This window comes from Pseudomonas sp. ANT_H4 (genome assembly GCF_008369295.1).
Taxonomy (GTDB): domain Bacteria; phylum Pseudomonadota; class Gammaproteobacteria; order Pseudomonadales; family Pseudomonadaceae; genus Aquipseudomonas.
Genome location: NZ_VOBG01000031.1, coordinates 1 through 17,096, shown reverse-complemented (window position 1 = coordinate 17,096; position 17,096 = coordinate 1). Strand labels below are relative to the sequence as shown.

Below are 17,096 nucleotides of genomic sequence, written 5' to 3'. Positions count from 1 at the left end.
CCTGAGTAGAGCAGAATGGACGCCTCTAAGGAAGATTCAACGGCCTTCATGGCAGCCTCAGAGGTTTCTAAAGGCATCTTGCTTACGCCTTCAGGACCTTCTTGAGTTCCTCAGCGAGCTTCCCTACAGGCACAGCAGAACCATAGTTGTCAAAGGTGATGGTACGGGTTGAGTGCCCAGCGATGGCTTGGACGAACGCCACAGGAACCCCTTCAGCTTGCAGGGCGGACGACAAGAAGTGTCTCAGCGAGTGCAGCGTCTGGTTCTCCCCTCGGGCCTCCCCAAGGATTGTCTTCATCAGCGTCCCAAGGTTCCTGCTGGCCTTCATTGGGTTGACGCCATGGTCAGAGGGTAGGGCGCCCGACTCGACAGCCTTGAGGAACTCACTCAGGTCGAAGGTATTGAAGGCACCGTCGATCAGGGGAATGGTCCGGTCACTGTGCTTGTTCTTGATCGACTTGTCGGGACCGTCTTCGTTGATGTGAATGCACCAGAGACCATCGACCTGCTTGATGTCCTTCTTGGTCAGATAAGCGATTTCACCGACACGAGCCCCAGTGATTGCCAAAAGGGACAGACCCCAGCGCTCCCATGAGTCGGCTGGCAGTTCTGCCGCGTGGGTCATTAAGGTGACTACTTGACCCTTGGTGAAGCCTTCACGCTTGCTATCGGTCCCCTTGGTCAGCTTGAGGTTCGAGGTGTAGGCCTTGGTCAGGTAATCATTGTCCACAGCCCAGTCCATGACCGTCATCATCTTGGTGAGGATGTTGTTTACGGTGGAGGGTTGACGACCCACCAACAGAGCGGACCTGAGGGCCACCATATGGTCACGAGTGTGGGTCCGTAGGTCAGTCAATCCGATCTCCTCGAAGGCGCCCTTGATGGCCTTGTAATTGACCAACATGCTCGCCTTGGTGGACTCCTTGATATTGACGCTGTGCTCGGTGAGGTACTGGTTGGACAGGTAGTCCCAAGTGAGGGGACCTCCAGACGGTAATACAGATAGGGACCGAGACAGGGCTACAGACGTGCTACATGTTTCACCCTTGAGGTCCCTAACGATCTCTACCAGCTTCCCCGCCCTGCCGTTCATGCGCTCCTGAGAGGCCTCAATGATCTCCAAGGCCTTGCTCACAGCCCTTTGCTGATTGACGCTCAGGGGCAGCTTAGCGCTCGCCTCACGAAGCGCCTGATGGTGCTCATCATTGATCATCTCATAGGCCACCAGCGAGCTATCCCCGAAGGCCATCGTCAAGCTGTACTCAGCGATGTCTATGAGACGCTCCCGAAGCTCATCCCATGTCGCCTCTGGGTTGTCCAGATGGTAATCCTTGAGGGTCTTGAGAATGTCTTGGGAGATGGTCATTGCGGTGGCCTTGTCGGTAGTTCTGAGCGATAGCGTGAAGAAGCCCTTAGCGGTGCCCTGAGGGCGAAGGCGAAGGTAATAGCGACCAGACCGACGATAGTGGTACGGCTTGGCGAGGGCAGTTTGTAACAGGTTTGTCCCACTTTGAGGACGCTGAGTGGTGGTCATGAGCTGGAACCCTTGAGTTTATTGGGTTCCTGTCCTCAGGGAGGGATTGCAACAAAATCTTGCTTCGATGATCGACCAGTCCAGGGACAGTGGTGCCAAGGTGCTGCTGTTGGGCATGCAGTTGCCGCCCAATTATGGAAAGCGTTATACCGAGTCTTTCGCCGAGGTGTACGGCAAGTTGGCTGAAGAGAAAAAGGTCCCGCTGGTGCCGTTTTTCCTCGAAGGAATCGGTGGTCATCCCGACCTGATGCAAGCCGACGGGCTGCACCCGGCGGTCAGTGCCCAGGGCAAGTTGCTGGAAAATGTCTGGCCGACGCTAAAACCGCTGTTATGACGCTTTTCTAGCGGCGGTCTTTCGGCTAAGGTGGCGCCCCCCGATTTGGTGCCCCCGATGTCGTCGCGTCCTGCCTGGTCCCTGTTTGCCTACCAACTGATCGAGCCTGACGAACAGCTGGATCTGTTCGCCTGCCAGGAAGCCAGGGTGCACCTGGTGCCGCGTCAGTTGGAGTTGGGCGGCTCGATCGACCGCACCCTCTGCGGTACGTTGCTGCCTGCCCAGCCGCGCTGGTCGGCAGTGGATCGCACGATTTTTCAGGACCAACGCCTGTGCCCCTTGTGCCGGGCGATTCTAGAATCGCAAAAACGTGGTACGCCGCCGATCTGGCCCGAGCTGCGCTTCGAGCTTTGACTGTGGGTGCTCGCCAGGCTCCCGTGTACAATCAATTTTTTATTACCCGTCGATCTGCGAAGGATTTTCCGGATGTTGTCGCACCTCCCTGCCGTCACTCGCTGCCTGTCTCTCGCTGCACTCTGTGCCGCCGGCCCTGTTGCAGCCTTGCAGTTGCCCTTGCCACTACCGGGTGAAGACATCGTCGGCCAGGTCCAGGTGATCAAGGCCAAGTACGAAGACACCTTTGCCGACCTGGGTACCACCTATGACCTGGGTTATTCAGAGATGGTCGCGGCCAACCCCGGTGTTGATGCCTGGTTGCCGGGGGCGGGAACCGAGATCGTTCTGCCGACCCGTTTCATTCTGCCGCCGGGGCCCCGTGAAGGTATTGTGATCAACCTGGCCGAGTACCGGTTGTACTACTACCCCAAGGGCCAGAACGTCGTTTACACCTTTCCGCTGGGGATTGGTCGCGAAGGTTGGGGTTCGCCGATCGCTCACACCAGCATCATCGCCAAGACCCCGAACCCGACATGGACGCCGCCGGCTTCGATCAAGGCTGAGCACGCTGCCAACGGGGATCCGCTGCCCAACGTGGTGCCAGCAGGCCCGAACAACCCTTTGGGGCCGTTCAAGTTCACCCTGGGCACGCCGGGCTATCTGATCCACGGCTCCAACGCAAAGTTCGGCATCGGTACCCGTACCAGCCACGGCTGCTTTCGCATGTTCAACAAAAATGTGCTGGAAATGGCGGGCATGGTGCCAGTGGGCACGTCCGTGCGGATTATCAGCGACGCCTACAAGTTTGGCATGAGCGGTGGCAAGGTTTACCTGGAAGCTCATACGCCACTGAACGACGATGGCACGCCGTCGGTGGTGGACAAGCACACAGCGGTGATCAATGCCTTGCTCAAGCGTGAAGACCTGTCGAAGAACCTGCGGGTCAATTGGGATGAGGTGCGTGATGTGGTCGCGGCCGAAGACGGCTTACCGGTAGAAATCGGGGTGCCGGGTGATGCGCCGATGGTTTCGAGCGCGCCGATCGATCTGCAGCAGTAGCTGAGGTAGCCAGGACCCGTTACGGCGTTGCGCTGTAGCGGGTTTTTTATTGCCCAGAATCCGGAGCCGGATCTTGGGCAATAAAAAGCCGATCCAAAAATGGATCGGCTTGATAACAACCCCGAAGGATTATTACTTGCGGCTTGCTTTCTCAAGCATGCGCAGAGCGCGCTCGTTAGCTTCGTCAGCAGTCTGTTGTGCTTTTTGAGCAGCAGCCAGAGCTTCATCAGCTTTACGATAGGCTTCGTCTGCACGAGCCTGGGAGCGAGCTGCTGCGTCTTCAGTTGCAGTCAGACGAGCTTCGGTTTCTTTGGAGACGCTGCTGCAACCGGTAGCCATAACTGCGACCAGAGCCAGAGCAGAGAATTTCAGAACGTTGTTCATCGTGTTCCCCTTCAAGGACTTTCTATTAAATGGCTACTTTCTCAGAGTGAGCTAATAGCCGGCGTACATACTACCCATTACTTGTAGTAAGTAAACTGACGTAGCGCAAGAAGCAAAAAAAATTCTTGTGCCGAATCTATTTTGGCTAATCTTTAGCGAGTTTGTATAAAAAATATCCAGTTTTCGCGGTTCTGCGCAGAATTGGATCCCGGCGCAAAGCACCGGCTGGCACGTGTTAAGCGGTGTAAAGAGAAGTCAAATTATATATTGGTGTCGACACTATTTTTCAGATTGTATTTTCGCCGACAGGTATCTTTTGTGCATGTTGAGGTGACTTTAAGAGAGGCTGTTCGTCTCAAGCTTCAATTGCCGGCAATGTTCAGGCCATCGACCCTAGGATGCTCGATCGGCCCTTTCTATGTCTGCCAGCGACGGGGGGATGACGAGTGCGCCTTGAGCAATTTCGGGATTGGTGCCTACTATTCCTACGTGCTGGTTATGAGTGCTGTAGGGCTTTTCTCGTTGTCGAAACCTGGCACGGGGTGGCGTAGATGTTCCTTCGCCGGAAAAACATCGGTAAGGTAAGGGTCAGAAACCAAGACCCGCGAGGAGTAGTGATGAGCGAGGCGTTGTCCATCCACCATGACCAGACTGGTCATCAATTCGAGACCAATGTGGACGGTCATCGTGCTTACCTGACCTATATGGATCTCGGGAAGCAGACCCTGGATATCTATCGGACGTTCGTGCCCAACGCCTTGCGGGGGCGCGGCATTGCCGCTGCGCTCACCGAACAGGCGCTGCAGTACGCCGAGAGCATGGGTTACACGGTGATCCCATCCTGCTCTTATGTTGAACGCTACATGGAGCGCCACCAGCGCCATGCTGCGAAGCTCTGAGCAGTAGAGACCCATAAAAAAACGCCGGGCTTAGCCCGGCGTTTTTGTGTGCGCAGTGTGGGTTCAGGTGCGTTTGCGTTTGGGCAATACGTCCTTGAGCTTGGCGTGCATGCTGCGCAGGGTGGTCTCGGTGGCAGCCCAGTCGATGCAGGCATCGGTGACCGACACGCCGTATTGCAGGTCGGCCAAATCCTTGGGAATCGCCTGGCAGCCCCAGTTCAGGTGACTCTCGACCATCAGGCCGATAATCGACTGGTTGCCTTCGAGGATCTGGTTGGCGACGTTCTCCATCACCAGCGGTTGCAGGGCCGGGTCCTTGTTGGAGTTGGCGTGGCTGCAGTCGACCATGATGTTTGGCTTGATCTTCGCCTTGTTGAGCGCCTGTTCGCACAGGGCCACGCTGACCGAATCATAGTTGGGCTTACCGTTGCCGCCGCGCAGCACCACGTGACCGTAGGCGTTGCCTTTGGTGGTGACGATGGAAACGCCACCTTCCTGGTTGATCCCCAGGAAACGGTGCGGGCTGGAAACCGACTGCAGGGCGTTGATCGCCACCGTCAGGCCGCCATCAGTGCCGTTCTTGAAGCCCACGGCCGAAGACAAACCGGAGGCCATTTCCCGGTGGGTCTGGGATTCGGTGGTGCGCGCACCAATCGCCGACCAACTGATCAGGTCTTGCAGGTACTGCGGGGAAATCGGGTCCAGGGCCTCGGTCGCGGTCGGCAGCCCCATTTCTGCCAGCTCTAGCAGCAACTTGCGGCCGATGTGCAGGCCGTCCTGGATCTTGAACGAGTCGTCCAGGTACGGGTCGTTGATCAAGCCTTTCCAGCCCACGGTGGTACGCGGTTTCTCGAAATAGACGCGCATGACCAGATACAAGGTGTCGGACACTTCTGCAGCCAGCACTTTCAGGCGCTCTGCGTACTCGTGAGCAGCCTTCAGATCGTGGATCGAGCAGGGCCCGATCACCACGAACAGACGGTGGTCAGTACCGTCAAGAATGTCACGAATGACTTCGCGACCCTTGGTGACGGTGTGCAGGGCAGCATCGCTCAAAGGGATTTCGCGCTTGAGCTGATCAGGTGTGATCAGGGTCTCGTTGGATTCGACGTTTAGGTCGTTGATCGGTAAATCAGCCATCGTGTTACTCGTCAGGGTCACGGGTGCCGGCCGCCAGCGATCCCCGTGCGGCGGAGCACAGCATGATTTAGATGCAGCGGGGAGCCGAACCTTAGCGCGTAACAAGCCTGCTCGACAATGGGCAATTGCGCGCGCTGTCGCCCGGCCTGATAGTCTGCTGTCCAGTTTATGGCAGTGGTAGAGATAGAGTGAAAGCGCTTGAATTGACCGATCTGGATATCGACCAGCAGTTGTTGGGGCTACCGGGCACGTCATTGCTGGTGTTTACCAGCGTCGGTTGTTCCAGCTGCCGCTGGGCGCGTCAGCAGTTGCCAGGCTGGGCCTTGCCGGTAGACAGAGTGTGCTGGATTGATGCCGGCCATAATGGTGGGGCCGTCGAGCGTTACCAGATTTTTCATTTGCCGGCACTGTTTGTAGTGTGCGACGGTCAATTCCACGGAGCCTTACAGGCGCGCCTGACCGCCAGCGACCTTACTCATGGCGTGGAGCAGGCGCTCACGCGAAAACCAGAGGAGTTGCCATGATGAGTGCTGCAGACCAGGCGCCGCGAATCGGCATTATCGGCACCGGCGCCATCGGTGGCTTTTACGGCTTGATGCTGGCGCGCGCCGGATTCGATGTGCACTTTCTGTTGCGCAGCGAGTTCCCGGCGGTGAGTGAGCGAGGCCTGAAACTTAATAGTGCGGTCCACGGGGCGTTGAGCCTCAACCCGGTCCAGGCTTACGCCCGTGCGGCCGATATGCCGCCTTGCGACTGGCTGTTGGTGGGGACCAAAACCACCGGTAATGTCGAATTGGCACCGACCATCGCCCAGGTGGCGGCACCGGGCGCCAAGGTGGTCTTGCTGCAAAATGGTCTGGACGTCGAGGACAGTTTGCGCGAACACCTGCCAGACTCGCTGCATCTGTTGGGTGGCCTTTGTTATATCTGCGTGCATCGTTCAGCACCTGGCATCGTCGAGCATCAGGCGATGGGCCGGGTCAATCTTGGCTATCACAGTGGTAGTGCCGCGAACGATGAGGCCCGTCGGCAAGCGATTGTCGAAGAAGGCGCCGCGTTGTTTCACCGGGCGGGCATCGAATCCCAGGCCATGGCCAATTTGCATCAGGCGCGCTGGCATAAACTGGTGTGGAATGTGCCGTATAACGGTCTTTCGGTATTGCTCGGCGCGGGGACCACGGAGTTGATGGCTGATGAGGCGAGCCGTGCAATGATCCAGGCATTGATGGCTGAAGTGGTGCAGGGCGCCCGGGCGTGCGGCCATGAGATTGCGTCGAGCTATGCCGAGCAGATGTTCCAGATGACCGAGAGCCTGGCCGATTACTGGCCGAGCATGTATCACGATCACTTACACAAGCGCCCGCTGGAACTGGCGGCCATCTACGCCCGGCCATTGGCCGCCGCCAGGGCAGCAGGTTGTGAGTTGCCGAGGATGCAGGCGCTGTATCAGGCCTTGAGTTTTATCGATCGACGCAACAGCTGACGGGGGAAGAATATGGCGAAGGGTCTGGGCGAAAAACTCGTATTGGCGATCTCTTCGCGGGCGTTATTCGACCTGAGCGAAAGCCACAAGGTCTACCTGGCGCAAGGCGTCGAGGCCTACCGCAAGTACCAGATCGACCATGAAGAAGAAACCCTTGAGCCGGGTGATGCCTACCCGCTGGTCAAGAAACTGCTGAGCCTCAACGCCAGCCTTGGACGGGCGCGGGTCGAAGTGGTGCTGGTATCACGCAACAGTGCCGATACCGGTTTGCGGGTGTTCAATTCGATCCAGCATTACGGGCTGGATATTTCCCGCGCTGCGTTTGTAGGAGGGCGTAGTCCTTATCCTTATTTGGCAGCGTTTGGTTGCCACTTGTTTCTCTCCACCCATGCTGAAGACGTACGCAGTGCCCTGGATGCCGGGTTTGCTGCGGCGACGATTCTTTCTGGCGGCGCCCGTCGGGCGTCCAGCGCTGAATTGCGAATTGCCTTCGACGGCGATGCCGTACTGTTTTCCGACGAGTCGGAACGTATCTACCAGTTAGGTGGCCTGGAAGCGTTCCAGGCCAGCGAGCGGGAGTCGGCACGCGAGCCGCTGCGTGGTGGTCCCTTCAAGGGTTTCCTGGCGGCGCTCAACCTGTTGCAGCGTGAGTTTCCTGACGAGGCCTGCCCGATCCGTACGGCGCTAGTGACCGCCCGCTCGGCACCTTCCCACGAGCGGGTGATCCGTACCTTGCGCGAGTGGGACATCCGCCTGGACGAGTCGCTGTTTCTCGGCGGCCTGGAAAAATCGGCCTTTCTTGAAGCCTTCGCCGCCGATGTGTTTTTCGACGATCAGGCCGGACATTGCGAGAAAGCCCGGGAAGTGGTGGCCACCGGACATGTACCTCACGGCATCAGCAACGAGCTGAAAATCCAGGTTGAGTGAGCAAGCCTCCTAACTCGCAAAGGCGCTGCTAAGCTCAATCAATATCCGCCATCCTGGCACTCCAGGAGGTTCTATGATTCGTTCGATGTTGTACGCCACAGACCTCGGCCTGTATGCGCCCTATGTGATGCAACATGCGCTGGCGCTGGCGCGAACGTTCAAGGCCGAGTTGTACGTGATTCACGTGGTCGAGCCCCTTGGGCTGTTCGCCGAATCTGTCTTGCAAAGCTACCTTGATGAGCAGGCCCTGAGTGAATGGCAAAGCCAGGGGCTGACCACCGTGATGGCCAATATCGAGCAGCGGGTGCTGGACAGCTTTCGCGAGGAGGTGGGGGAGGGCGAGCAGGACCTCGAGTTGATCCAGTCGGTGCGGGTAATCCAGGGCGACCCCTCGCAGGTGATTCTCGACCAGGTGCAGAAACTCTCCGTGGACTTGTTGATCGTAGGTAGTCATAGCCATGGCGCCGGGGTGGCGACGCCGCTGGGACGAACCGCTGCACGAGTGTTGCAACTGTCCCAGGTGCCGGTGTATTTGGTGCCGTTGTTGCAACATCGACGCAGTGATGACATGTGATTGGTAGAAAACGATAAAAAGTTCTAGATTTATGCGTCTAACCTTTAATATAGTTATATACCGTCGCTGATACCCGTGGCGTCTATCTGCTTTGAGGGATACATATGAAGCTTCAGCAACTGCGCTACATCTGGGAAGTGGCGCACCACGACCTCAACGTTTCCGCCACGGCTCAAAGCCTCTACACCTCGCAACCAGGTATCAGCAAGCAGATCCGCCTGCTCGAAGACGAGCTGGGCGTCGAAGTCTTCGCGCGCAGCGGTAAACACCTGACCCGCGTCACCCCGGCCGGTGAGCGCATCATCAACACTGCTGGCGAAATCCTGCGCAAGGTTGAAAGCATCAAGCAGATCGCCCAGGAATTCTCCAACGAGAAAAAAGGCACCCTGTCGATTGCCACCACGCACACCCAGGCACGTTATGCGCTGCCACCGGTGATCAGCAGTTTTATCAAGCAGTACCCGGACGTGGCCTTGCATATGCACCAGGGCTCGCCGATGCAGATCGCCGAGATGGCCGCCGACGGTACCGTCGATTTTGCCATTGCTACCGAAGCCCTGGAGCTGTTCGGCGACCTGGTGATGATGCCATGCTACCGCTGGAACCGCTGCGTCGTGGTTCCGCAAGGTCACCCATTGGCCAAGCTGCCGAAGCTGACCCTCGAAGCCCTGGCTGAATACCCGATCGTTACCTATGTGTTCGGTTTTACCGGTCGTTCCAAGCTCGACGAAGCCTTCAGCCATCGCGGCCTGACGCCGAAAGTGGTGTTCACCGCCGCCGACGCCGACGTGATCAAAACCTACGTGCGCCTGGGCCTGGGTGTCGGCATCGTCGCCAAAATGGCGGTCGATACCAAGCTCGACAGCGACCTGGTGGTGTTGGATGCCAGCGATTTGTTCGAATCCAGCGTGACCAAGATCGGCTTCCGTCGTGGCACTTTCCTGCGGGGCTTCATGTGCGATTTCATTGAGAAGTTCGCTCCGCACCTGACCCGTGAAGTCATGGCCAAGGCTATCCAGTGCCATAACAAGCAGGAACTGGAAGACTTGTTCGACGGCGTTGAACTACCGGTTCACTGATCGGCTCACTTGACCTCGGTAACAGCAAACTGTTGCCGAGCGCCCGCCACCAGGATCTCCACCTCGTCCCCCTCGAACTTGCCCAGCAGGCTTTTGCCTAGGGGTGAGCGTGGGGTGATGACGGTCACCAGCTGCCCCACCACATAAACCTTCAAGCCCGCCGCATCCGGCCCAAGAAACAGCCATTGCTGACGACCGTTGTCGTCCTCCAGGCCGAGTAGTGCGCCCACTTCAATCCCCCGTTGATCATCGTAGGGGCCCAGGTTCAGGTTCTGGCACAAGGTCAGCGCCTGCTTGATTTCCTCGACACGCTTGGCTTGCCCGGCCGCCAGATAAGAAGCTTCCAGCCCCAGAGTATCGTATTTGTTTTCCGCGATATTTTCTTCGTGGGTCGCAGTTTCGTAGGCGGTTTGCGCGGCGCGTTGGGCGACGTCGAGGTCGACGATAAGTTTTTCCAGGATCAACTGGTGGACGGCGTATTTATTCATGGGTCTGCTTGATCATCAGTCGCAAAATTGCAGGACATTGGCTCGGCTTTTGTCGCTGGAGGCGTTCTGGTCCTGTTGCAGCCAGAACTGGCATTTGGGGTTGGACAGGTTACGCGGGTTGTTACGCGCCTGGTCCAGGACCTGCTGTTGCTCCTGCTTGCGCAGGTTGTCCTGATACTGCTCGAACATTCGGTTGGGTAGTTCTGGTGCAACCACCGCCGGTTTGCCTAACTGCTGCACAGCCTGGGCGACGGGCGCCAGGGTTTGTTCGAACAGATAATGCGAGGCCAGCCAAGTGGTCAATGCAATGGCGATAAACCCCAGCCACAGGCCCAGGGCAATGGCGACACTGAGTTTGAACAGCGATAACGGGCGATCTGACATGGCGGCCTCCTGACAGGCGTTTACGGCAAGCTGCGGATTGTCGCACAGCCCCCATGCAGAATAATCGCTATCAACCCTTCTGCATTGCAGCATTTATGCGGACAATCGAGCCTTTGAGCGTTGGAGCCCGGAATGAAAGCCCGCTGGGATATTTTTTGCAGTGTCGTCGACAACTACGGCGACATTGGCGTGACTTGGCGCCTGGCCCGGCAACTGGTGGCGGAGCATGCTTGCGTAGTACGTTTGTGGGTGGACGACCTGCGGGCATTCGAGCGCATGTGTCCTCAGATTGATGTGCAGTTGGATCAGCAATGGCGAGAAGGTGTCGAGGTGCGCCATTGGCCTGCAGACTGGCAAGCGACCGATGCGGCAGACGTGGTCATTGCCGCCTTCGCCTGTCAGTTGCCGGCTGACTATATGGAGGCCATGGCCGAGCGCGAGAACATACCGCTGTGGATGAACCTGGACTACTTGAGCGCCGAGGACTGGGTGGTCGGTTGTCACGGCCTGCCGTCAGTGAAGTTCAAAGGCGTGCAAAAGTACTTCTTCTTCCCGGGGTTTCGTCCGCAGACAGGCGGTTTGCTGCGTGAGGCCGGATTGCTGGAGCAGCGTCGGGCCTTTCAAAACGACCCGCAGGCCCGGCAACAGTTTCTGCAGGCGCTCGGGGTTTTTCCGGTGCCGGGTGCGCGGCTGATGTCGCTGTTTGCCTATGAAAATGCCGGGCTGGCCAGTTGGCTGGACGTGTTGGCGGCCGATGGGCGAGCGACCCATCTGTTGGTGCCGCAAGGGCGAATTCTCGGCGATGTGCAGCGCTGGTTGGGTGTGGATAGCTTGGCAGTGGGGGCGGTGCACCAGCGCGGCGCCCTGACGGTTCAGGTGCTGCCATTCGTGCCACAGGATCAATACGATCAACTGCTGTGGTGCTGTGACTTCAACGCCGTGCGCGGCGAAGACTCCTTCGTGCGGGCGCAATGGGCCGGGCGTCCTTTGCTGTGGCATATCTACCGCCAGGATGAAGACATCCATCTGGACAAGCTCGATGCTTTCCTGGCGCTGTACACCGAGGGCTTGTCGCCGGCCGCGAAAGTCGCGCTGGTTGACCTTTGGCAGGCGTGGAACGCTGGTGGCGATATGGCCAAAAGCTGGAAAATGCTGCTTGAACACTGGCCGGAAGTGACCGTTCATGCCGAAAAGTGGTGTCTGGAACAAGGCTTGCAAGCAGATCTTGCGACGGCACTGGTACAGTTTTATGAAAGTTGGATATGATACGCGACCTTGAATTTTGTAAATCCCATCCAAATTTCGGATATTCGCAATGAAAACTGGTAAAGAGCTTAAACCCGGTACCGTCATCAAGCTCGAAAACGACCCTTGGCTGGTTCAGAAAGCTGAATTCACCAAGTCCGGTCGTAACAGCGCGATCATGAAGACCAAGTTGAAAAACCTGCTGACCGGTTACAAGACCGAAATCGTCTACAGCGCCGATGACAAGCTGGAAGACGTGATCCTCGACCGCAAAGAAGCGACCCTGTCCTTCATCAGCGGCGACACCTACACGTTCATGGACACCAGCGACTACACCATGTACGAGCTGAACGCTGAAGACATCGAAGCCGTTCTGCCGTTCGTGGAAGAAGGCATGACCGACGTCTGCGAAGCGATCTTCTTCGAAGAGCGTCTGGTTTCCGTAGAGCTGCCGACCACCATCGTGCGTCAGGTTGACTACACCGAAGGTTCCGCTCGCGGCGACACTTCGGGCAAGGTGATGAAGCCTGCCAAACTGAAAAACGGTACCGAGTTGAGCGTTGCAGATTTCGTAGAAATCGGCGACTGGATCGAAATCGATACCCGTGAAGGTGGTTCGTACAAGGGCCGGGCCAAGGTCTAATCCTTGCCTGACCCGCGACACCAAAAAAAACCCGACCATGAGTCGGGTTTTTTTTGAGTGCGTGTTAGCCCATAGCGCTTTGCAGCGCCAGATCCCAGGGCGGCACAGGGCTGAAACGTGCCTTGAGGTATTCCAGCAATAACCGGCTGCGGGTGTTGGCCTGTTGCTCCAGGCGCAGGGCATAAATACCTGCGGTTTCCGGAGTGGGCAGGCCGCCTTCGCAGAACAGGGGCAACAGTTCGCCGCGCACCAGATACTCACTGGCCAGCCAGGTGGGTAGGTGGGCGATGCCCAGGCCCGCCAAGGCGCCCGAGAGCAAGGCCTCGGCGTTGTTGGCGCTCATGCGGATACGTTGCGGGCGATAGGATGCATGGCGCCCATCCAGCTTGAAACGCCAGGCAAACATCGGAGCCAGACCTTCCCAGTCCAGACCGTCATGTTCGCTCAATTGGCTGGGATGGGTCGGCGTCCCACTGTTTTTCAGGTAGGCCGGGCTGGCACAGGCGATGCGTACGATGCTGGCCAACGGCGTGGCGATCAAGCGTGTATCGACGATATGCCCGGCCCGCAACACCAGGTCGACCTTGCCCAGGTGAGCGCCTTGCATGTCGACAAAGCTGTCGATCAAGTGCAGATGGACATCCAGGCCCGGATAGACATTGAGGAAGTCGGCAATCGCTGGCGCCAAGTGGCGTCTGCCAAAGGCAGCAGGCGCATCCACGCGAATCAGGCCTTCCGGTGCATGACTCAGAGACACAGCTTCGGCCCGGGCCAGTTGCAACTCGTTGACGATCCGCTGTGCTCGCTCGGCAAAGGCTAGGCCGGCCGGTGTTGGCACCACCGCGTGGGTGCTGCGCAGGAACAGGCGACTGCCCACCGAGGTTTCCAGGCTGTCGATCCGGCGGGCCACGGCCGAGGGTGTTAGCGGATGGCGCCGTGCAGTCGCGGAAAAGCTTCCCGTTTCAAGTACGTCGAGAAACAGGCTGAGTTGATCGGTCAAGGTATTGGGATTCATAAACATGCTGCTTATGCGAAATTGGCACAGCCATTGTGCGTTGCTGTGCGTTTCCCCGCCAGAGCCGACTGCGTAGCATGCAAGACTTGGGATTGTGGAGTATGCGGTGTGCTTGATTTGGCGGTGTATGTGGTACTCGGTGTGGCGTTGGGCACTGTCGGCGGTTTGTTTGGCATCGGCGGCGGGCTGATTGCCATCCCGGTGTTGGGCGTGTTGTTTGGCCTTGATCAACAAATCGCCCAAGGCACGGCCCTGGTGATGGTGGTGCCCAATGTGATGCTCGCGTTGTGGCGCTATCACCAACGCAACCGCATCGAGCTGCGTCACGCGCTGCCGCTGGGGCTGATGGGGTTCTGCTTCGCCTGGCTGGGGTCGATTTGGGCCGTGGGCATTGATGCCGGTGTAATGCGCATTGGTTTTATTGCATTTCTGGTGGCGCTGTCGGCTTATAACTTATTGCGCATGTTCACCCGCAATGCACCGCCGTCGGCACAGATGCGCTACTCCTGGCCGTGGCTTGGGGTGCTGGGGGCGGCGTCGGGGTCGATGGGTGGCTTGTTCGGCGTGGGCGGCGCGGTGGTTGCCACGCCAGTGCTGACCAGTATTTTCGGCACCACCCAAGTGGTTGCTCAAGGCCTGTCCCTGGCTTTGGCGCTGCCTAGCACCAGCGTGACCCTGGTGACCTACGCCTGGCACCACGAAGTGGACTGGATGGTCGGCATACCGCTTGCCATCGGCGGGCTGCTTAGCATCAGTTGGGGCGTGAAAGTCGCCCATGCCTTGCCGGAACGCTTGTTGCGCGGGCTGTTCTGCGGCTTTCTGGTGGTGTGCGCGGTGATGCTCACCTTTAAAGTTTAAAGCCTTCGATGATGTACTCGGCGAGACATTCGGTGATGGGTGAGGTGGTGCGCGAATTACGCAGCAGCCGCAGATTGACGGATGGCAGCGGCGGGAAGCCTTCGGCTGCGCCCAATATCTGCAGGTCTTCGGTTACCAGGCTTTCCATGGTGACCGTCACCGCCAGGCCTGCGCCCACCACCGCCAGGATCGCGGCACCGTTTGAGCTGTGATACGCCAGGCGATACTCCCGTCCATTGGCATCCAGCGCGGCGCGCGCCCACTGGGTGCAGAAGCTGTCCAGACCGGAAATGGCCAAGGGCAGCGCGGCGTGTTCGTCTGTGCAGAAGCAGGGTGCGGCGACCCAGACCATGGGTTCATGGCGAAGCAATTCGCCGACTTCATTGCCCGGCTCGCGGCTGATGACGGTCAGGTCCAGGTCTCGCCGCTGCATCAGTATCGGCGACGCCTCGCAATGCATTTCAATCTGGATCAGCGGGTAAGCCTTAGAAAAACGCTTGAGGATGCCCGGCAAAAAACGCATCACGTAATCATCGGGTGTGCCGATGCGTACCAGCCCGACCATATGTGGCTCGCGTAAGGTGTTAAAGACCTCGCTGTGCAACTTCAGGATCCTGCGCGCATAGCCCAGTAGAACCTGCCCCTCCGGTGTCAACCTGACCTGCCGACCATCGCGCTCGAACAGCTTACGTTGCAGCACGTCTTCTTCCAGGCGCTTCATCTGCATGCTCACCGCCGACTGGGTGCGGTTGACCTGCTCGCCCGCGCGGGTGAAGCCGCCCTGATCGGCGATGGCGACGAAGGTGCGCAGGACTTCAGTGTCGATGCTCGGATAGCTGGGCAATTGATCAATCTCCGAGATGTATTACATAAGAAACATTCGTTGGATTGATCATAGCGTCAGGCACAGACTTCAGTCATCCCCACTGGAGGGCAAGATGATGAAAGGTCAAAAAGGTTTTGTGTTGATGGTGAAACGTCCTTTTTTCGGGCTGTTTCAGCGACTTTCCCGTTGGCACGCGCTGTATTGCGAACGCCAGTTGCTGACGAGCATGAGCGATGACGCACTCAAGGACATCGGTCTTAATCGCGCTGACGTCGAGAGGGAAAGTCATCGGCGCTTCTGGGAAGATCCGCTGCGAAAATGACGTCGATGTCCCTACACAACCCAAGGTGCAGTAAGGTAGTTTGCGAGCATACAAGGAGATGCCCATGCCCGCAGAACTGTCCTTTTCCCTCAAGCAGGCGCGGCGTCTGGCGCTGGCGGCCCAAGGTTTTTCCGGGCGTCAGCCGCCGGCGCTGATCAAGGCTGCGCAGGTCAATCGCCTGATTGACCGTTTGGGTGTGCTGCAGATTGATTCGGTTAACGCTGTGGTGCGCTCCCATTACCTGCCGCTGTTTTCCCGCCTTGGGAGTTATTCCCCGCTGATTCTTGAGCAAGCTGCCTGGAGCCAGGGGCGGCGGCGCTCGTTGTTTGAGTATTGGGGGCATGAGGCGTCGTTGCTGCCGATGGCACTGTATCCGTTGATGCGCTGGCGCATGCAGCGCGCGTCTCAAGGGCAAGGTATTTATCAGCAGATGGCGCGCTTTGGTCGTGAACAACAGGGCACCATTCTCCGGGTGCTGGGCATCGTCGAGCAGCAGGGCGCCTTGGGCGCGGGCAGTTTGTCGACCCGCGAGGAGCGTGCCGGGCCCTGGTGGGACTGGAGCGATGAAAAGCATGCCCTGGAATGGTTGTTTGCCGCCGGCCTGGTGACGGTCGCCGGACGTCGGGGTTTTGAACGGCTCTATGATTTGCCGGAACGGGTGATCCCCGTTGCGATTCTCCAGCAAACGCTCTTGAGCGAGGCCGAGGCGCAGCGGGGCTTGTTGCTGCACGCGGCTACGGCGTTGGGCGTTGGCACTGAGAAGGATCTGCGGGACTACTTTCGACTGGAGCCCGCCGATAGTCGTGGGCGCTTGGCGGAGTTGGTCGAGGAGGGCCAGTTGGTTGCGTGCCAGGTTCAGGGTTGGAAGCAGCCTGCCTATTGCCTGCCTGAGCCGAAAGTTCCGCGCAAGGTGCTGGCCAGTGCGCTGCTCTCGCCTTTTGATTCATTGGTCTGGGAGCGCAGCCGGACCGAGCGGTTGTTCGATTTCCGTTACCGGCTGGAGATCTATACCCCGCAAGACAAGCGGGTCTACGGTTATTACGTGCTGCCGTTTTTGCACAACGAACGGATCGCCGCCCGTGTCGATCTGCGGGCCGAACGTGCTGCCGGGCGATTGGCGGTGCATGCCGTACACGAAGAGGAACCGGGGTTGGACGAGGAGGGGATGTTGGCCTTGGCGCTGAATCTACGGCAGATGGCCGACTGGCTTGGGCTTGAGCAGGTTCAGCTTAATTGCCAGCGGGCCAGTGCGGTGCGGTTGCGGGTGGCGATGGGGGTTTTAGGGTTGCGGTGATAAGCGGGGGGTAACGGGGCGCCTAAGTGAGTGGTGAAAAGCAAAAGCGGATCTACTGTAGGAGCGAGTTTGCTCCGGGCGGCGCTCGCGAAGAACCTGAGGGCGCCGCGTTCATCCAGGAAGCCCATGTCATCGTTAACGACCATCGCGAGCAAGCTCGCTCCTTGTATGTTGACCCTGAGTCCAAAGAGAGAGGTTACGCTCAAGGACTCATACAACAGCAAGTGCGTTTCTGGGGGAGGCCGATCGCTCCTGAAGGCAGGATTTGCTCT

General features: G+C 58.4%; 21 protein-coding genes and 1 pseudogene. 15 read left to right on the top strand and 7 right to left on the bottom strand.

The window, feature by feature from the left end; translation table 11 throughout:
* Positions 1 to 82 precede the first annotated feature (82 nt).
* Entirely contained in the window at positions 83 to 1,534 is a 1,452-nt protein-coding gene (locus FQ182_RS25915) for a tyrosine-type recombinase/integrase (RefSeq protein WP_149414355.1), read from the bottom strand.
* Between the two features lie 40 nt (positions 1,535 to 1,574).
* Between FQ182_RS25915 and FQ182_RS25910 the strand changes: the two are divergent.
* The 3 genes and pseudogenes from FQ182_RS25910 to FQ182_RS25900 all read left to right on the top strand — a co-directional run.
* Positions 1,575 to 1,868: pseudogene (locus FQ182_RS25910) on the top strand (SGNH/GDSL hydrolase family protein); the annotation flags it as partial.
* A 57-nt stretch (positions 1,869 to 1,925) separates the two neighbouring features.
* A complete protein-coding gene (locus FQ182_RS25905) occupies positions 1,926 to 2,222 on the top strand; it encodes a hypothetical protein (RefSeq protein WP_133098872.1) in 297 nt (98 codons plus the stop codon).
* A 72-nt stretch (positions 2,223 to 2,294) separates the two neighbouring features.
* Positions 2,295 to 3,263 carry a L,D-transpeptidase family protein gene (locus FQ182_RS25900; protein ID WP_149414356.1) on the top strand — a complete coding sequence of 323 codons (969 nt, stop codon included), beginning with the start codon at positions 2,295 to 2,297 and terminating at the stop codon, positions 3,261 to 3,263.
* A gap of 132 nt (positions 3,264 to 3,395) precedes the next feature.
* Here the strand turns inward: FQ182_RS25900 and FQ182_RS25895 are convergent, their stop codons facing one another.
* Positions 3,396 to 3,647 (bottom strand): Lpp/OprI family alanine-zipper lipoprotein, encoded by a 252-nt coding sequence (locus FQ182_RS25895; protein ID WP_133098870.1) that lies wholly within the window; start codon positions 3,645 to 3,647, stop codon positions 3,396 to 3,398.
* 617 nt (positions 3,648 to 4,264) lie between these two features.
* Here FQ182_RS25895 and FQ182_RS25890 point away from each other — a divergent pair.
* Positions 4,265 to 4,546 carry a GNAT family N-acetyltransferase gene (locus tag FQ182_RS25890; RefSeq protein ID WP_133098869.1) on the top strand — a complete coding sequence of 94 codons (282 nt, stop codon included), beginning with the start codon at positions 4,265 to 4,267 and terminating at the stop codon, positions 4,544 to 4,546.
* A gap of 63 nt (positions 4,547 to 4,609) precedes the next feature.
* Here FQ182_RS25890 and FQ182_RS25885 read toward each other — a convergent pair whose 3' ends face one another.
* The gene (locus tag FQ182_RS25885) at positions 4,610 to 5,686 is read right to left on the bottom strand and encodes a 3-deoxy-7-phosphoheptulonate synthase (protein ID WP_133098868.1); all 1,077 of its coding nucleotides are present in this window, start codon (positions 5,684 to 5,686) and stop codon (positions 4,610 to 4,612) included.
* 146 nt (positions 5,687 to 5,832) lie between these two features.
* Here FQ182_RS25885 and FQ182_RS25880 point away from each other — a divergent pair, with 146 nt between their 5' ends.
* The 5 genes from FQ182_RS25880 (at position 5,833) to cysB (ending at position 9,749) form a co-directional block, all read left to right on the top strand.
* Positions 5,833 to 6,210, top strand: coding sequence for a thioredoxin (locus FQ182_RS25880; protein WP_149414373.1), 378 nt, complete (start codon positions 5,833 to 5,835; stop codon positions 6,208 to 6,210).
* The gene (locus tag FQ182_RS25875; RefSeq protein WP_149414357.1) at positions 6,210 to 7,169 is read left to right on the top strand and encodes a putative 2-dehydropantoate 2-reductase; all 960 of its coding nucleotides are present in this window, start codon (positions 6,210 to 6,212) and stop codon (positions 7,167 to 7,169) included. The genes FQ182_RS25880 and FQ182_RS25875 overlap by 1 nt, the downstream gene beginning before the upstream one ends.
* Before the next feature lie 12 nt (positions 7,170 to 7,181).
* Positions 7,182 to 8,096 carry a 5'-nucleotidase gene (locus FQ182_RS25870; RefSeq protein WP_149414358.1) on the top strand — a complete coding sequence of 305 codons (915 nt, stop codon included), beginning with the start codon at positions 7,182 to 7,184 and terminating at the stop codon, positions 8,094 to 8,096.
* Positions 8,097 to 8,169: 73 nt separating this feature from the next.
* Positions 8,170 to 8,670, top strand: coding sequence for a universal stress protein (locus FQ182_RS25865; protein WP_149414359.1), 501 nt, complete (start codon positions 8,170 to 8,172; stop codon positions 8,668 to 8,670).
* Between the two features lie 104 nt (positions 8,671 to 8,774).
* Positions 8,775 to 9,749, top strand: coding sequence for an HTH-type transcriptional regulator CysB (gene cysB / locus FQ182_RS25860; RefSeq protein ID WP_149414360.1), 975 nt, complete (start codon positions 8,775 to 8,777; stop codon positions 9,747 to 9,749).
* A 5-nt stretch (positions 9,750 to 9,754) separates the two neighbouring features.
* On the opposite strand, the gene FQ182_RS25855 is transcribed toward cysB, so the two are convergent.
* Both FQ182_RS25855 and FQ182_RS25850 read right to left on the bottom strand, forming a co-directional pair.
* On the bottom strand, positions 9,755 to 10,237 hold the full coding sequence (locus FQ182_RS25855) for a GreA/GreB family elongation factor (RefSeq protein ID WP_149414361.1): 483 nt from the start codon (positions 10,235 to 10,237) through the stop codon (positions 9,755 to 9,757).
* 15 nt (positions 10,238 to 10,252) lie between these two features.
* Positions 10,253 to 10,621, bottom strand: a complete 369-nt coding sequence (locus FQ182_RS25850) for a DUF1761 domain-containing protein (RefSeq protein ID WP_149414362.1) — start codon at positions 10,619 to 10,621, stop codon at positions 10,253 to 10,255.
* Positions 10,622 to 10,753: 132 nt separating this feature from the next.
* On the opposite strand from FQ182_RS25850, the gene earP reads away from it, so the two are divergent.
* Together earP and FQ182_RS25840 are read left to right on the top strand one after the other, a co-directional pair.
* Complete coding sequence (gene earP / locus FQ182_RS25845) at positions 10,754 to 11,887, top strand: elongation factor P maturation arginine rhamnosyltransferase EarP (RefSeq protein WP_149414363.1); 1,134 nt, start codon at positions 10,754 to 10,756, stop codon at positions 11,885 to 11,887.
* 49 nt (positions 11,888 to 11,936) lie between these two features.
* Positions 11,937 to 12,509, top strand: coding sequence for an elongation factor P (locus FQ182_RS25840; protein ID WP_133098860.1), 573 nt, complete (start codon positions 11,937 to 11,939; stop codon positions 12,507 to 12,509).
* A gap of 64 nt (positions 12,510 to 12,573) precedes the next feature.
* Here the strand turns inward: FQ182_RS25840 and FQ182_RS25835 are convergent, their stop codons facing one another.
* Complete coding sequence (locus FQ182_RS25835) at positions 12,574 to 13,524, bottom strand: LysR family transcriptional regulator (RefSeq protein ID WP_149414364.1); 951 nt, start codon at positions 13,522 to 13,524, stop codon at positions 12,574 to 12,576.
* 108 nt (positions 13,525 to 13,632) lie between these two features.
* Here FQ182_RS25835 and FQ182_RS25830 point away from each other — a divergent pair, with 108 nt between their 5' ends.
* Complete coding sequence (locus tag FQ182_RS25830) at positions 13,633 to 14,382, top strand: sulfite exporter TauE/SafE family protein (protein WP_149414365.1); 750 nt, start codon at positions 13,633 to 13,635, stop codon at positions 14,380 to 14,382.
* Here FQ182_RS25830 and FQ182_RS25825 read toward each other — a convergent pair.
* The gene (locus FQ182_RS25825) at positions 14,372 to 15,226 is read right to left on the bottom strand and encodes a LysR family transcriptional regulator (RefSeq protein ID WP_149414366.1); all 855 of its coding nucleotides are present in this window, start codon (positions 15,224 to 15,226) and stop codon (positions 14,372 to 14,374) included. The two genes, FQ182_RS25830 and FQ182_RS25825, sit on opposite strands and share 11 nt — an antisense overlap.
* A 97-nt stretch (positions 15,227 to 15,323) precedes the next feature.
* On the opposite strand from FQ182_RS25825, the gene FQ182_RS25820 reads away from it, so the two are divergent.
* The 3 genes from FQ182_RS25820 to FQ182_RS30060 form a co-directional block, all read left to right on the top strand.
* On the top strand, positions 15,324 to 15,530 hold the full coding sequence (locus tag FQ182_RS25820; RefSeq protein ID WP_149414374.1) for a DUF1127 domain-containing protein: 207 nt from the start codon (positions 15,324 to 15,326) through the stop codon (positions 15,528 to 15,530).
* A gap of 64 nt (positions 15,531 to 15,594) precedes the next feature.
* Entirely contained in the window at positions 15,595 to 16,824 is a 1,230-nt protein-coding gene (locus FQ182_RS25815) for a winged helix-turn-helix domain-containing protein (protein WP_149414367.1), read from the top strand.
* A 26-nt stretch (positions 16,825 to 16,850) separates the two neighbouring features.
* Positions 16,851 to 17,096, top strand: a 246-nt coding sequence (locus FQ182_RS30060) for a hypothetical protein (protein WP_218575106.1), incomplete at its 3' end; no start/stop codon positions are given.

What these genes read in the sequence shown, in the direction of transcription:
- FQ182_RS25915 (WP_149414355.1), bottom strand. Translation starts at nt 1,534, where the DNA reads ATGACCACCACTCAGCGTCCTCAAAGTGGGACAAACCTGTTACAAACT.
- FQ182_RS25905 (WP_133098872.1), top strand. Translation starts at nt 1,926, where the DNA reads ATGTCGTCGCGTCCTGCCTGGTCCCTGTTTGCCTACCAACTGATCGAG.
- FQ182_RS25900 (WP_149414356.1), top strand. Translation starts at nt 2,295, where the DNA reads ATGTTGTCGCACCTCCCTGCCGTCACTCGCTGCCTGTCTCTCGCTGCA.
- FQ182_RS25895 (WP_133098870.1), bottom strand. Translation starts at nt 3,647, where the DNA reads ATGAACAACGTTCTGAAATTCTCTGCTCTGGCTCTGGTCGCAGTTATG.
- FQ182_RS25890 (WP_133098869.1), top strand. Translation starts at nt 4,265, where the DNA reads ATGAGCGAGGCGTTGTCCATCCACCATGACCAGACTGGTCATCAATTC.
- FQ182_RS25885 (WP_133098868.1), bottom strand. Translation starts at nt 5,686, where the DNA reads ATGGCTGATTTACCGATCAACGACCTAAACGTCGAATCCAACGAGACC.
- FQ182_RS25875 (WP_149414357.1), top strand. Translation starts at nt 6,210, where the DNA reads ATGAGTGCTGCAGACCAGGCGCCGCGAATCGGCATTATCGGCACCGGC.
- FQ182_RS25870 (WP_149414358.1), top strand. Translation starts at nt 7,182, where the DNA reads ATGGCGAAGGGTCTGGGCGAAAAACTCGTATTGGCGATCTCTTCGCGG.
- FQ182_RS25865 (WP_149414359.1), top strand. Translation starts at nt 8,170, where the DNA reads ATGATTCGTTCGATGTTGTACGCCACAGACCTCGGCCTGTATGCGCCC.
- cysB (WP_149414360.1), top strand. Translation starts at nt 8,775, where the DNA reads ATGAAGCTTCAGCAACTGCGCTACATCTGGGAAGTGGCGCACCACGAC.
- FQ182_RS25855 (WP_149414361.1), bottom strand. Translation starts at nt 10,237, where the DNA reads ATGAATAAATACGCCGTCCACCAGTTGATCCTGGAAAAACTTATCGTC.
- FQ182_RS25850 (WP_149414362.1), bottom strand. Translation starts at nt 10,621, where the DNA reads ATGTCAGATCGCCCGTTATCGCTGTTCAAACTCAGTGTCGCCATTGCC.
- earP (WP_149414363.1), top strand. Translation starts at nt 10,754, where the DNA reads ATGAAAGCCCGCTGGGATATTTTTTGCAGTGTCGTCGACAACTACGGC.
- FQ182_RS25840 (WP_133098860.1), top strand. Translation starts at nt 11,937, where the DNA reads ATGAAAACTGGTAAAGAGCTTAAACCCGGTACCGTCATCAAGCTCGAA.
- FQ182_RS25835 (WP_149414364.1), bottom strand. Translation starts at nt 13,524, where the DNA reads ATGAATCCCAATACCTTGACCGATCAACTCAGCCTGTTTCTCGACGTA.
- FQ182_RS25820 (WP_149414374.1), top strand. Translation starts at nt 15,324, where the DNA reads ATGAAAGGTCAAAAAGGTTTTGTGTTGATGGTGAAACGTCCTTTTTTC.
- FQ182_RS25815 (WP_149414367.1), top strand. Translation starts at nt 15,595, where the DNA reads ATGCCCGCAGAACTGTCCTTTTCCCTCAAGCAGGCGCGGCGTCTGGCG.